The sequence below is a fragment of the Thermomicrobiales bacterium genome (assembly GCA_023954495.1).
Lineage (GTDB): Bacteria > Chloroflexota > Chloroflexia > Thermomicrobiales > CFX8 > JAMLIA01.
On sequence record JAMLIA010000008.1, the window covers coordinates 51,598 to 64,112 of the forward strand.

Annotated in this window: 12 protein-coding genes; 7 read left to right on the forward strand and 5 right to left on the reverse strand. The window is 65.0% G+C overall.

Annotation, left to right across the window (positions count from 1 at the left end; genetic code table 11):
• Window positions 1–211: 211 nt before the first annotated feature.
• Together M9890_02930 and M9890_02935 are read right to left on the reverse strand one after the other, a co-directional pair.
• Window positions 212–1,264 (reverse strand): NAD-dependent epimerase/dehydratase family protein, encoded by a 1,053-nt coding sequence (locus tag M9890_02930; protein ID MCO5175915.1) that lies wholly within the window; start codon window positions 1,262–1,264, stop codon window positions 212–214.
• A 78-nt stretch (window positions 1,265–1,342) separates the two neighbouring features.
• Window positions 1,343–3,019, reverse strand: coding sequence for a ribonuclease J (locus M9890_02935; GenBank protein ID MCO5175916.1), 1,677 nt, complete (start codon window positions 3,017–3,019; stop codon window positions 1,343–1,345).
• Window positions 3,020–3,237: 218 nt separating this feature from the next.
• Between M9890_02935 and M9890_02940 the strand changes: the two genes are divergently transcribed.
• From M9890_02940 to M9890_02950, 3 genes are all read left to right on the forward strand, one after another.
• On the forward strand, window positions 3,238–3,753 hold the full coding sequence (locus M9890_02940) for a hypothetical protein (GenBank protein ID MCO5175917.1): 516 nt from the start codon (window positions 3,238–3,240) through the stop codon (window positions 3,751–3,753).
• A gap of 33 nt (window positions 3,754–3,786) precedes the next feature.
• On the forward strand, window positions 3,787–4,101 hold the full coding sequence (locus M9890_02945) for a hypothetical protein (protein MCO5175918.1): 315 nt from the start codon (window positions 3,787–3,789) through the stop codon (window positions 4,099–4,101).
• A 173-nt stretch (window positions 4,102–4,274) separates the two neighbouring features.
• Complete coding sequence (locus M9890_02950) at window positions 4,275–4,961, forward strand: CBS domain-containing protein (GenBank protein ID MCO5175919.1); 687 nt, start codon at window positions 4,275–4,277, stop codon at window positions 4,959–4,961.
• Window positions 4,962–5,021: 60 nt separating this feature from the next.
• On the opposite strand, the gene M9890_02955 is transcribed toward M9890_02950, so the two are convergent.
• Window positions 5,022–5,543 carry a hypothetical protein gene (locus M9890_02955; GenBank protein ID MCO5175920.1) on the reverse strand — a complete coding sequence of 174 codons (522 nt, stop codon included), beginning with the start codon at window positions 5,541–5,543 and terminating at the stop codon, window positions 5,022–5,024.
• A gap of 82 nt (window positions 5,544–5,625) precedes the next feature.
• Between M9890_02955 and M9890_02960 the strand changes: the two genes are divergently transcribed.
• Both M9890_02960 and M9890_02965 read left to right on the forward strand, forming a co-directional pair.
• Window positions 5,626–7,005, forward strand: coding sequence for a rhodanese-like domain-containing protein (locus M9890_02960; protein ID MCO5175921.1), 1,380 nt, complete (start codon window positions 5,626–5,628; stop codon window positions 7,003–7,005).
• A 172-nt stretch (window positions 7,006–7,177) separates the two neighbouring features.
• Window positions 7,178–7,492: a GIY-YIG nuclease family protein gene (locus M9890_02965; GenBank protein MCO5175922.1), complete on the forward strand. Its 315-nt coding sequence runs from the start codon at window positions 7,178–7,180 to the stop codon at window positions 7,490–7,492.
• A gap of 135 nt (window positions 7,493–7,627) precedes the next feature.
• Here M9890_02965 and M9890_02970 read toward each other — a convergent pair whose 3' ends face one another.
• Window positions 7,628–8,746, reverse strand: coding sequence for a P1 family peptidase (locus tag M9890_02970; protein ID MCO5175923.1), 1,119 nt, complete (start codon window positions 8,744–8,746; stop codon window positions 7,628–7,630).
• A 249-nt stretch (window positions 8,747–8,995) separates the two neighbouring features.
• Between M9890_02970 and M9890_02975 the strand changes: the two genes are divergently transcribed.
• Both M9890_02975 and M9890_02980 read left to right on the forward strand, forming a co-directional pair.
• The gene (locus M9890_02975; GenBank protein ID MCO5175924.1) at window positions 8,996–9,439 is read left to right on the forward strand and encodes a hypothetical protein; all 444 of its coding nucleotides are present in this window, start codon (window positions 8,996–8,998) and stop codon (window positions 9,437–9,439) included.
• The gene (locus M9890_02980; GenBank protein MCO5175925.1) at window positions 9,436–10,611 is read left to right on the forward strand and encodes an AAA family ATPase; all 1,176 of its coding nucleotides are present in this window, start codon (window positions 9,436–9,438) and stop codon (window positions 10,609–10,611) included. Before M9890_02975 ends, M9890_02980 begins: the two co-directional genes overlap by 4 nt.
• A 567-nt stretch (window positions 10,612–11,178) precedes the next feature.
• Here M9890_02980 and M9890_02985 read toward each other — a convergent pair.
• The coding region (locus M9890_02985) for a DUF5915 domain-containing protein (protein MCO5175926.1) at window positions 11,179–12,515 on the reverse strand (1,337 nt) is incomplete at its 5' end.

Genomic DNA, 12,515 nt, shown 5'->3' on the forward strand with positions numbered 1-12,515 from the left:
TGGTTGCCGTTTGGGCAGGTCGGGGTGCTGAACGGGCGTATGCGATACGCCCCTGCATTTGCGTGGTTGTCTGCCGTCCTGCGGAACGTGACGACACGTGCGGTGCCTTGTCCAGTGTAGGGGCGTATCGCATACGCCCGGCTGGCCACCACGGCCATGGCAATGGCAAACCGCCCCGACATTGCAGTCCCGATCGAAGAATTAACGCGCTCTACCGGAAGACGAACTTGCCCAGTTGCAATGCTCCCTGTTGCCAGGGGACGCGGTGGGTGACGCCGGATTGGCCGCTGAATTTGGCGGAGTTGGCGGCGTACCAGTCGTACATGCGGATGAGCGCGTCCTTGTTGGAGTACTGCGCCTGGAAGCCGAGCTTGTCACGGGCCTTGTCGGTCGAGACGAAGCTCTCTTCGGCCATCGTGCGATAGATCCACTCGTAGAGGGGGGAGAGGTGCAGCTTCTCCAGCGTCCAGAGCGCGCCGATGACGGCGCTGGTGGGTCGCAGGCCGACGATCTTCTTGCCGTGTCCCGCCCGATCCAGCACGGCCTGGAAGTCCTCGCGCAGGGTCGTGAACGACGCCGAGCCGATGTTGAAGGTGTCGTTGGCCTGCTCGGCCGGCAGCGTGGCGGCGAGGTACGCGGCTTCGCAAAGGTCGGCGACGTCGAGCAGCTGGTAGGGGTTGTTGCCGGCACCGATGATCGGGAAGCGATAGCCCTCCTGGGCCCACTCGCAGAGCATGGCGAAGACGCCGAGGCGATCCGGGCCAACGAAGGTCTTGGGCCGCAGGATCGGCACAACCATGCCCTTGTCGCGGAATTCCTGGCAGATGCTCTCGGCCTCGACCTTGGCCTTGCCGTAGGGCCCTACGCCCTTCAAGGGGTCGGTTTCGAGCAGAGGGTGGTGATCCGGCACGCCATAGACGGCTGTCGACGAGATGTGGACGACGCGGTTGATGCCGTGCTGCATGGCGGTCTGGAGGACGGTGCGCGCGCCGCCGATGCCGGTCGAGAGGATCTCGGAGGGCGGAGCAAGCGGCAGCGCCATGGCGGCGTGGATGACGACGTCGACGCCTTCGAGTGCCGCATCCAGGTCCTTTGGGCGACGGACATCGCCGGTGATGACGCGGACAGCGTCCTTCTCGGGATAGTCGAACGGCTCCAGGTCGAGCGAGACGGCGCGCTGGCCGTGCTCGAGCAGGTAGCGGATCATGTTGATGCCGAAGAAGCCGGCACCGCCGGTGACCAGGAACGTTTGTGGCGTGCTCATCGTGATTTCAGCCCCTTGATCTCGGTTCGCGTTCTGGCGTGGGTTGCCGACGCCATGGCCCGACAACCCACGCGCTGGTTATAGCTCAGTGACGACCGGCAGGATCATCGGTCGCAGCTTCGCCTTCTGGTAGATGTAGCGAGCGACAATGTCCTTTACCTTGGTGACCATGTAGCCGTAGGACATGCCGCCGCGCCGGAGCTGACGCTCCAGGTAGCTGCGCAGCTCGGCTTCCGCACCGGCGATCAGCTTGCGGCTGTCTTCGTCATCAAAGCGGATGCCGGTCAGTTCGGGTCCGGCGATGATTGAGCCGTTGACAAGATCGACGACGACGGTCGCGATGATGACCTGCACGGTCGGCAACTCCTCGCGCCGACGCAGGACGACGTTGCGGTAGCGGTCGTTGCCGAGCGCATCAACCAGTACCGAGCCACCGGCGACCGCCGAATCCTTGCGGGCATCGCCGCGTGAGAACGAGATCGGCACGCCGGACTCAGGAATGATGATGTTCTGCTCGGGGATGCCATTGCGGATCGCCATCTGCTTGTACAGGTGCATGTGGCGATATTCGCCGTGGATCGGCACGCAGAACTTCGGCCTCAGCAGCTCGATCATGTGGCGCAGCTCGTCGCGACCAGCGTGGCCGGAGACGTGGACATCCGGCTCGATCGCCGAGTAGCACACGTTCGCGCCGCGGCGGAACAGGTTGTCGATCGTCTGCGAGACCGTCTCCTCGTTGCCCGGGACGGGTGTGGCCGAGAGGATGACGGTGTCACCTTCGGCGATGCGCAGCTGCGGATGATCGCCGCTGGCCATGCGTGCCAGTGCCGCCGACGCTTCGCCCTGCGAGCCGGTGGTGAGAATCATGACCTGGTTCTTCGGCAGCTTGGTGACTTCCTCGACCGGGCGCATAACGCCGGGAGGCGGGTTGATATAGCCGAGGTCGCGCGCCACGTCGACCGACTGCACCATGCTGCGGCCAACGACTGCGACCTTGCGCCCGTGGTGGGCGGCCTTCTCGATCGCCTGCTCCAGCCGCAGGATGTTCGAGGCGAACGAGGTCAGGATGACGCGGCCCCTGGCCTCGCCGATGATGCGATCGAGCGTTTCGGAGACGATCGCCTCGCTCGGCGTGCTGCCTTCGCGCTCGACGCGGACGGTGTCCGAGAACAGCGCCAGCACGCCCTCGTCGCCCATCTCGCGCAACCGATCTTCATCGGTGTGCGGGCCGAGCGGCGGTGTGGGATCGAACTTGAAGTCGCCGGTGTGGACCATGCGACCGACCGGCGTCTTGACCGAGATGGCCATCGAGCCGGGGATCGAGTGAGTGACCGGGATGAACTCGACTTCCATATGGTGGCCGATGCGGTACTCGATGCCCGCTTCGATCGGCATGAAGTCGACGAGGTGAGCGGCTTTGGCCTCTTCGAGCTTGTTGCGTGCAAACGCCAGCGCCAGGCGTGAGCCATAGAGGGGTACCGGCGCAATCTCCTCCAACTGTGGAATAAGGTAAGGGAGCGACCCGATGTGGTCCTCGTGACCGTGGGTCAGCAAAATTGCCCGGAAGCGAGAGAGATTGTCGGTGATGTATTTGGCATCGGGGATGACCAGATCAATCCCGCGTTGCTCTTCTTCGGGAAACTTTGCGCCAGCGTCAATCAGGACCAGGTCGCCGCGATATTCGACGGCCATCATGTTCTTCCCTACCTCGCCGATTCCGCCGAGGGGGATTGCGCGCATTCGCGGTCGAGCCATGTGTCGAGCTTCCTCCTTGCCGAGCCGTGCCGGCCGGCTAACGTCAATGTCGATCAAAGCATACCGCGCTCTGGCACGTCGCTTGCCGCTATCGACCCGGAGAGGCATCGGCTCGACGCGTGCCTCGCGTTGACGCCCGGCGGTCTATCTCCGTAAGATCGGGTTGTCCCCGGTGTGGCGGACGATTGCGCGGCGCTTGCTGTCGTGAAAGTACTGGTATGAGTAACAAGGCAACAAACGGCAATGACGCCGCCGGTGTGCGGGACGTTACCTGGAAGCAGCCGGGCGGTCGCGAGCAGGCACCAGCAACGCAGGCGAGCAAGACGGACGTCGGTGATATTGCGGCGTCCAACGTTATGCTGGATCGCTCGGGGGCCGAGAGCGTGAAAGCCGAGCGGGTTACGATGGACCGCTCCGGCACGAAGTCGCTGGAGACAAAGTCGGCACAACTCGACCAGTCCGGCGCAGTTACGATCAGCGCCGAGAACGTGGTCCTGCTGAAGTCGTCCGCCGTGCAGGTGGTGGCCGACGAGGCCCGGGTGAAGGACAGCGCCGTCGTGCTGCTGACCGCCGACCACGCGACTGTCGAGGACTCGCGCATCTTCCTGTTCGCCGGCACTGCCGAGGGGCCGGTCAACGCGGCGCTGACGCCGGTGACGGCTGCCGCGCTGGGCGGTGCGTTCGGTGCCGTGCTGGCGGTGTTGCTGCTGATCTTCAAGTCCCGTTCGCGGTAGAGTTCGACACATCCCAAACCGAAGGAGCGACTCATGCACAACCTGTTCAAAGTCCTGATCGGTACCGCGCTCGGTGCGGGTGTCGGCGTGGCGATCTCGCGCGTTCTTGAGCAGCAGACGGGCGTCGAGCTGGAGATCAATCGCGCAGACGGCGTTGCGACGGTCGTCGGCCAGTCGGAGCCGCAGCCCGGGTTCGCCGACCGGATCAAGGGTCGGCTCGAAGCTGCGCGCCTGGCCGGTGAGGATGCCAAGGCGGCCAAGGAGGCCGAGCTGCGCGGCTATTTCCGCGAGAAGGTCAACGATCCGGCCGCCATGACGGTGAACCCTCTGGCACCGCAATCGCGCTAGTTCAGCGCGGAATTCGCCACGATCTGCCAGGCCCGGCTCTATCGAGCCGGGTTTTTCTGTGCCCGGCGGAGTGGCACGACCCTTGCGTCATACCGGCCAACTGTCGTGCCGCGGCAGGTTCCTGAATCGGCAAGATCGGGGAACCGCCGCCGACATGGAAGGAAAACTTGAACATGGAAAGCATGTCTGGCTCAATGATTCGTGACCTCGTCAACCCGACGGCTGAGACGATCTCACCCGACGAAACGGTGATGACAGCTCGACGCCGCATGGAATCGCAAGCGATCCGCTCGCTGCTGGTGGTCGAAGGCGATCGACCGATCGGTCTGGTCAGCTGGCGCGGCCTGGGTCAGGAAGATGGCTCGGCGCAGATCCGTCAGGTTATGCAGGCCGGCATTCCGGCGCTGACGGACAGCATGTCGATCGACGACGCTGCCACAATGTTGGCTGGCTCGGATGTTGATTTCGATCAGCTGCCGGTCGTGGATGACTCGGGCGTGCTGATCGGCGAAGTGCCGCGTACCGCGATCATGAAGCGCGGCGTGGAGGCTGACGCCGCGACCCGACCGCTGCAGTCGATGTCCGCGGCCGACGAGGCGACTTCCGCTCCTGCGATCCACATTGAGCAGGGTATGAATGTTGTTGGCGCTGATGACGACAAGCTCGGCAGTGTTGACCAGGTCGAAGTCTCGGCAGAGGGCACCATCGCGGCGTTCACCGTGAAGCACGGCCTGCTCGGGCGCCACGCGAAGCGCCTGCCGGTTGACGTCATCGTCGGGACGCGTGGGGATGACCTGCTCGTGACGATCGGACAGACCGAATTCAAGATGCTCGCCGATGTCGGCGACGAGGTTGTCTAGCATCCAACCGGAGCGAGTGTGGCTGGCGAGGGCGGGGACTGTTCCCCGCCCTCGCTGTGTCTATGGCTCGGGCAGCTCGTAGCGCTCCTGCTCCAGGAAGACGACGTTCAGCGGGAAGTCAGGAATCAGCCGGACCAGCTCGCCGGGGATGCTGCCCAGCCGATCGGTTACGATCGAACGCAGTTCATCACCGAGCGTGACGCTGGCGTGATACGTCGCGACGAGGCGGACGGCGACATCGCCACTCGGCGGAGCGCCGCGCTGCGTCAGCACCGACATCGAGCCGGTGTCGTCGCGGAACGTGTAGAGTGCGTACTGCTCGAGGATCGGGAGCGAGCGGACGCCCTCGACGCGGCCAACGATCGTGACGATGGCGTTGTCGAAGCGCGTCGGGTCGGCGCGCAGGTCGGCGATGGTGACGGTCGCGTTCGTCGGGGTTGATTCGCGGCCATTCAGCCAGATGCCGATGGCGACGACGACGATCAGCAGGACGGCAAGAAACGCAACCACGACGCCCGGTCCGACCGGCAACGGCCCGTGATTGTCCTCAATTCCTGATCGTGACACTTCAGGTGTTGTCATCTTCCTGCAAGCCTATCATCGCGCAAGTGCCTGTATCATGGCGGCAGCACGGACGAAATTTGAATTGAAGGCGAGGTGGCAGTTGCTGTTTCAGCGCATCTATACCGATGGTCTCGCACAAGCGTCCTTCCTGCTGGGGTCGGAATCCACGGATGAGGCTGTCGTCATTGACCCGCGTCGCGACGTCGATGTCTATCTGTCATATGCCAAATCTCACCAGTTGACCATTCGATATGTTCTGGAGACGCACATCCATGCCGACTTCGCCTCCGGCGCACGCGAGCTGGCTGCGCGCAGCGGCGCGACCGCCTGCCTGAGCGCGGTTGGCGAGACCGAGTTCGCGCATCAGCCGCTCAACGATGGCGATGTCCTGACGGTCGGCGAATTGCAGATCGAGGCGCTGCTCACGCCCGGCCACACGCCCGAGCACCTGTGCTTCCTCGTGCGCGATACGTCCGATACGGCTGCGCCCGCGATGCTGTTCTCCGGTGACGCGCTGTTCGTCGGAGCGGTCGGGCGGCCCGATCTGCTGGGCGAGGAGCATACCCGCAAGCTGGCCGACGCGCTCTATGACACGATCCACGAGCGGCTGATGGCGCTGAATGACGACGTGATTGTCTATCCGGGGCACGGCGCAGGCTCGGCCTGCGGCAAGGCCATCGGTGACGCCGAAAGCACGACGATGGGGCAGGAGAAGCGCTTCAACTATGCATTCCAGCCCATGGACCGCGAGGCGTTCGTGCGGCTGATGCTCGATGACCTGCCGCTGACACCGGTCTACTTTCCGGTAATGAAGCAGCTGAACAAGGCTGGGCCAGCGATCCTCAATGGCGTGCCGCAGCCGCCGCGAGTCAGCGACGCTGCGCTCGCTGAGCTGGTCGAGCAGGCCGGCCAGACGGTCACGCTGGTCGATGTGCGCACGGCCGACGAATTCGGCGCTGGCTACTTGCGCGGGTCGCTGAATATCGGCGTGGGTGACAGCATGGCGAACTGGGCCGGTTGGTCGGTGCCGTACGATCGCCCGATTGTGCTGGTCGTGGCGGACGAGAGTCAGGTTGAGCCCGCAGTCACGCAGTTGATCCGCATCGGGCTGGACGATGTCAGCGGCTACGTCGTGGCGGACGTTGACGGCTGGGAGTCCACAGGCCTGCCGGTCGATCGAGTCGAGCAGCTCGTGCCGGCAGCTGTCGAAGCGCGGTTGGCGTCGGATGACGTGCAGCTCGTTGATGTGCGGAACAAGGCGGAGTTCGCATTGGGTCACATTGACGGCGCGGTCCACCTGCCGGTCGAAGAGATCGCACGTGGCACGGTCGAGGGTGTCTCGCGCTCAACGCCGATTATCGTCACCTGCGCCGCTGGGTACCGCAGCAGCCTGGCGGCGAGCTTGCTGAAGCAGCGCGGGTTTGAGGACGTGGCCAATCTGAGTGGTGGGATGGGGGCGTGGGCGCTGCGGGGGAAGTGAGCGCTGCGGATGGTTGAGTGGATTGCCAGCAATGGCGAGCAGTTCGATCCGGCAGCCGCCCCCGCATCCTGTCATTTCGAACCGCAGTGAGAAATCTCCCACCCGTTGGCACCTGTCAAACTCTGCCGGGCACCTGGCCGATTCTGGCCGTAGCGTCTGGATACGCACCGCAATGTCACCGCGACGGCAGCACTCGTATTGGCTCTACATCCTGTCAAACGTCCTCGGTCGGTCAGGGACGCTCTACGTTGGCGTAACGAACAACCTCCAGCGTCGTGTCCGGGAGCACACACAATTGCGACCCGACACGTTCACGGGTCGCTATGGAGTCACCCACCTCGTTCACTGCGAGGAGTTTCGGTATATCAGTGACGCGATCGGCCGCGAGAAGCAGATAAAGGGCTGGGGGCGATCGCGCAAGCTCGATCTGATCGAAGCGGAGAACCCTGGCTGGGTGGACTTGAGCGCAGAGTGGTTTACGGAGTGACGCCGTACTGCGTGTGACTGGTGCGAGCGGGTGGGAGATTTCTCACTGCGGTTCGAAATGACAGGACAAAAGGTTGCCTGTCGGCTCGGGATGCTCGCCATTGATGACGCACCAACCCTCGCTCGCCCTCCCTCCTTACCGCCCATACTTCCGCATGATCTCCTGCAACGTGTCGTGGGGGAGGGCGTGGGCGGTGATGTTGTCGCGGCCGGTCATGGTTTCGGCAGCGATCATCGCGTTCAGCACGGCTTCGGCGGTGGCGTCGACGGTCGCGGCGAAGGCGGGGCCGATCCATTCGTCGGCCAGGCGCGTGGATGTGAGCAGCGGGCCGCTCGGCCAGCGAGGCACGCGGTTCTCGCGGGCGTTCGAAAAGGCCAGCAGGATGTCGCCCGAGCCATGACCGGCGGTGGAGCCGACCCGCCCGAGACCCAGCATTGCACGACGGCAGAGGCGGCCGAGCTGGCGCTCGGATAGCGGCGCGTCAGTGCCGATGATCACGATGATCGAGCCGTCGCGCGATGGCGGCTGCCCCTGCCACAGACCCGGCTGCTCGACCGTCGCGGCGAACTCGCGGCCAACCGGCACGCCATCGACCAGCAACTGCGGCAGCGAGCCGAAGTTTCCCTGCACGAGGACGCCGACGGTGTAGCTCGTGCCCTCAACCTCGACAGTGCGCGAGGATGTGCCGGTGCCGCCCTTGAATCCGAACAGCAGCATGCCGGTGCCGCCGCCGGTGTTGCCCTCTGGGACGGGGCCGCCCGTGGCGCTATCCAGCGCGGCGCGGACGTGCTCGGCTTTCACATGCTGCCCGGCGATGTCGTTGAGCACGCCGTCGTAGGTCTCGGCGATTACCGGGGCGACCCACTCGCGCGGGCCGATCTCGGGGTGCTGCTCGGTCATCCACTCGACCGTTGCCTGATGCACTGCGCCGACGGAGAGCGTGTTGGTGATCAGGATCGGTGAGGAGAGGATGCCGAACTCCTCGACGATCGTGCGTCCGGTCATCTCACCTGCGCCGTTCAGCACGTCGATCGCCGCCGGTACCTGCTCCAGAAAGGTCGAGCCCTCGTGCGGGTGGATCGCGGTGACGCCGGTGCGCACCGGGCCCTTGCCGACCTCCAGCGCGCCATCGCCGTCGATGATCGTCGTCAGCCCGACCCGGACGCCCGCGACGTCGGTGATGGCGTTGAGCGGCCCGGTCGGCAGCGTGCCGATCGTGATGCCAAGGTCGCGAAGGCGTGGCTTCTGTGTCATTGTGCTCTCCCCTGTGTCTCTGTCCGGCTGGCCTCTTCCCCAGCGGACAGTGGATGCGAAGAGCGGGCGGGTGTCAAGGGTGGGTGCGCCCGGCCCTGAAGGCCGGCAGCCATCAATTTCCACCAAAATGTCGCACTTTTTCCTCCAGATCTTGTTCGTATAAGTAGAGGGGGTTGAAACCACCCTCCGTCGGACGCCGTGCGGCGGGCCAGACTTGTTGTATGCGCGCACGCGCGGACGGAGGTTTCCGTGACATTGCGATGGGGACATTGGCAGCCCCGCGACAACAACCCGGAGGTGGATCGGCACCATGCGATGCTGCTGGATCGGCTCTGCCCGAAGCCGCTGATGGTGCAACTGCCCGATGGCCGGGTGATGCTGGATGAGTTCTTTCTGGACGAGCTGCCGCTCGACGATCTGGCGAGCGGGCTGCGCCGCGCCGAGGAGCGCCAGCTGCTCGAAGAGCGACCGCGCTACTGGCTGACGACGCTGATCGAGTTGCTGAACACGCAGATCGGGATCGCGAGCGCCGCCGAGGCGAAGCGCAAGCGGGATGAGGGCAAGATCCAGTGGGGGCCGGAGGAGAAGCTGGAGGTCGCGCCGCCGTTGCCGGCGTCTGCGTCAGGCTCGAAGGCCGCGAACGCGAAGCCGGCGATTCCGAAGTTCCGTGGGCCGAAGGGAGGTCGACGATGAGTCAGGCAAAGCTGGAGGAACGGCCACAGAAGCCGTGGGAATCCGAGAAGGCGAACGGCTTCGCACGGCTCGGTATCGTCGATCTGTCGCGCTTCACCGAGCCTGCGCCACGGCGCTACCGTGTGGCCGACCTCGTGCCGGCCGACGCGACGACCAGCCTGTATGCCGACGGCGGCTCGGGCAAGAGCCTGCTGGCGGTGCATCTGGCCTGCCACGTCGCGCTGGGCGTGCCCTGGCTGGGGCTCAACGTGGACGCCGCGCCGGTGCTGTACGTTGACGCCGAGCTGGATGTCGACGAGTTCGGGCGCCGTGCCTTCCGGGTGGCGCGCGGGCTGGGTCTGAAGCGTCCGCCGAGCGGGCTGCACTACCTGCGGGTTGAGGGCTCGCTGATAGACGAGGGCCAGATTGAGCGGGTGGACGAGGCGCTGGCGCTGACCGGCGCTGGACTGATGGTGATCGACTCGCTGATGGCGGCGACGTCCGGCGCAGACCTGGAACGCTCGCACGACACCGTCTCGCTCTTCACGCTGCTGCGTCGCTGGGGCACTGTGCTGGCGATCGACCATGTGCCGAAGCTGCAATCCGGCGGCAACCTCGGTCACTCGACGCAGTTCGGCTCGGTGTTCAAGCGCAACCTCTCGCGCTCGGCGCTGCAGCTGATTCAGGCCGACGCAGGCGGTGTGTGGCTGCGCCAGACGAAGCACAACTTCGGCCCGAAAGCCGCGCCGCTCGGCATCGGCCTTGACTTCGCCAGCGACGCCGTCACGATCGAGCGCATGGAAGTCTCCGACGAACGCCTCTCCGGCATCAGCGATCACCTGCCCACGCTGGAACGTGTGGCGCGCGAGCTGGGCATGCACCCGGATGGAGCGACGCCGGATGAGCTGGCGGAAAGCCTGATTCTGTCGGCTGGAACTGTGCGCAATCATCTGACCACGTTGAAGCAGCAGGGGCGCGCCGTCTCGGATCGCAGCCGGTGGAAATCCACCCAGCACGCGAAGTTGCCAGCGGTCAGTGCTCGGCAACCGCAGGCTGAGTCGAGCTCCGAGCAAGCGTTTTGCTCGAAGTGCGACGGGCTGCTCCCGTTGCCGGAAGATCGGAAGCGCGGCCACCACCTGAACTGCGTACCGAAGGAGCCGGAGTGGGTGCGCGCCGGATTCCCAAATTCATGATTTCACGATCCCTTAGGGGCATGAAATCGTGAAATCATGAATTTGGACTGCCCACCCCTATCGATCACCGCCGAACCGTACAGATCACCGCGCACTCCGTAACGTGAATCGCTCAAATTCACGATTTCACGGTTTTCATTACCCTAAGGGATCGTGAAATCGTGAATTGTCTGGAACGCGAGAATGCAACCCTCGGAAGCGCGAGACGCGATTCATTGTGTCGGAGGGAATGATGGCAACGTGTCGTCTCGGGGTGCCCATGCTCAAGACGGACCCGGACCGTCTGGCACGTGGCTCAAGCGTGATGGACCTGACCGGGCGTATGCAATACGCCCCTACAGAGATCCCTGTCAGATACACCGTCTTTGCAAATCCCGCAGACTGTGTACATAAATGGGCGTATTGCATACGCCCATTTATGTACGTGGAGCCAAAGACGCAGGGGAGGGTCGTCTCACGACGAGGACAGGCCGCATCCTCTCCTCGCGGAGCGGCAGCCAACACGCCAGCATCAGGACACCCTCCCTCTCCCCACGGGAGAGGGAGGGCCGGGGAGGGTGAGGTCCCCTACCGCTCCTCCAGCAATGTCCCGATCTTCGTGATTCCAATCGTCACCTTCTCGCTGCCGACCTTGACCTCGGCCTCGTAGTCGGCGGCTTCGACCCAGCCGGGCGCGGCTTCGCGGGCCAGCGTTTCGGCGGCGATGTCTTCCAGATGGACGTCGATCGCCTGCGCCACCTCGGTGCCGGATTCGGTCTGCCAGGCCAGGCGGATCGTGTCCTCGACCCGCAGGCCGGCTTCCTTGCGGGCGTCCTGCACGCCACGGATGAAGTCGCGGGCCAGCCCCTCGTGGATCAGCGCCGGTGTCAGCGTCGTGTCCAGCGCCACCAGCAGGTCGCCCTCTTCGGCGACGTTGAAACCCTCGCGCTCCTTCACGTCCACCAGAATCTCGTCCGGCGTCAGCGCCCAGGTCTGCTCCCCGGCGGCCAGCTCCAGCGAGCCACCGTCGCGTACCGTCGCTGCGACCGTCGCCGGGTCGGCCTCGGCCAGCGCCGCGCGGATGCCACCCAGCGCCTTGCCGTACTTCGGCCCCAGCAGAGCCAGGTTCGGGCGGATGACGTAGGTCGCGTACGTCGATGGATCGTCGATCTGGCCCAGCGCCTTGACGTTCAGCTCATCAAGCAGCTGATCCTGCATGCGCTCGATCGCGGCGTACGTCTCCGGCTCACGCGCCCAGACCAGCACCGTCGGCAGCGGCTGGCGCACCTTGACGCTGGCCTTGTTGCGCGCCGAGCGGCCCAGATTGACCGCCGCCAGCAACGCCGCCATGTCGCGGTCGAGCTGCGCGTCCACCTTGCTCGTGTCGGCCACCGGGTAGTCGCACAGATGCACCGACACCGGCGCGGCCGGGTCGATCGAGCGCACGAGGTTGTCGTACATCTCTTCGGCGGTGAACGGCAGGAACGGCGCGAGCAGCGTCGTCAGCGTCACCAGCACCTCGTGCAGCGTCAGGTAGGCAGCCGCCTTGTCGCGGTCGGCCTCCGTCTTCCAGAAGCGCCGCCGGTTGCGCCGGATGTACCAGTTCGACAGCTCCTCCACGACGAAGCGCTCGATCGCGCGGGTGGCGCTCTGCGCGTCGTAGTCGTTCAGCGCCGCGCGCACCTCGTCGATTACCCCTTGCAGCCGCGAGAGAATCCAGCGGTCCAGCAGCGTTCGCTCGCTGAGCGGTACGGCGTTGGCCGGGTCGGACGGATCGAAGCCATCCAGCGCCGCGTAGTTGGCGAAGAACGCGTACGAGTTCCACAGCGGGATGATGAACCGACGCCGCACCTCATCGCCGATGTGGAAGCCGAAGTTGAGGTTCACTGTCGGATTGTGCGAGCAGTACAGCCAGCGCATCACAT

Coding starts and splice junctions, on each gene's coding strand:
- M9890_02930 (MCO5175915.1), bottom strand. CDS start 1,264: ATGAGCACGCCACAAACGTTCCTGGTCACCGGCGGTGCCGGCTTCTTC.
- M9890_02935 (MCO5175916.1), bottom strand. CDS start 3,019: ATGGCTCGACCGCGAATGCGCGCAATCCCCCTCGGCGGAATCGGCGAG.
- M9890_02940 (MCO5175917.1), top strand. CDS start 3,238: ATGAGTAACAAGGCAACAAACGGCAATGACGCCGCCGGTGTGCGGGAC.
- M9890_02945 (MCO5175918.1), top strand. CDS start 3,787: ATGCACAACCTGTTCAAAGTCCTGATCGGTACCGCGCTCGGTGCGGGT.
- M9890_02950 (MCO5175919.1), top strand. CDS start 4,275: ATGGAAAGCATGTCTGGCTCAATGATTCGTGACCTCGTCAACCCGACG.
- M9890_02955 (MCO5175920.1), bottom strand. CDS start 5,543: ATGACAACACCTGAAGTGTCACGATCAGGAATTGAGGACAATCACGGG.
- M9890_02965 (MCO5175922.1), top strand. CDS start 7,178: ATGTCACCGCGACGGCAGCACTCGTATTGGCTCTACATCCTGTCAAAC.
- M9890_02970 (MCO5175923.1), bottom strand. CDS start 8,746: ATGACACAGAAGCCACGCCTTCGCGACCTTGGCATCACGATCGGCACG.
- M9890_02980 (MCO5175925.1), top strand. CDS start 9,436: ATGAGTCAGGCAAAGCTGGAGGAACGGCCACAGAAGCCGTGGGAATCC.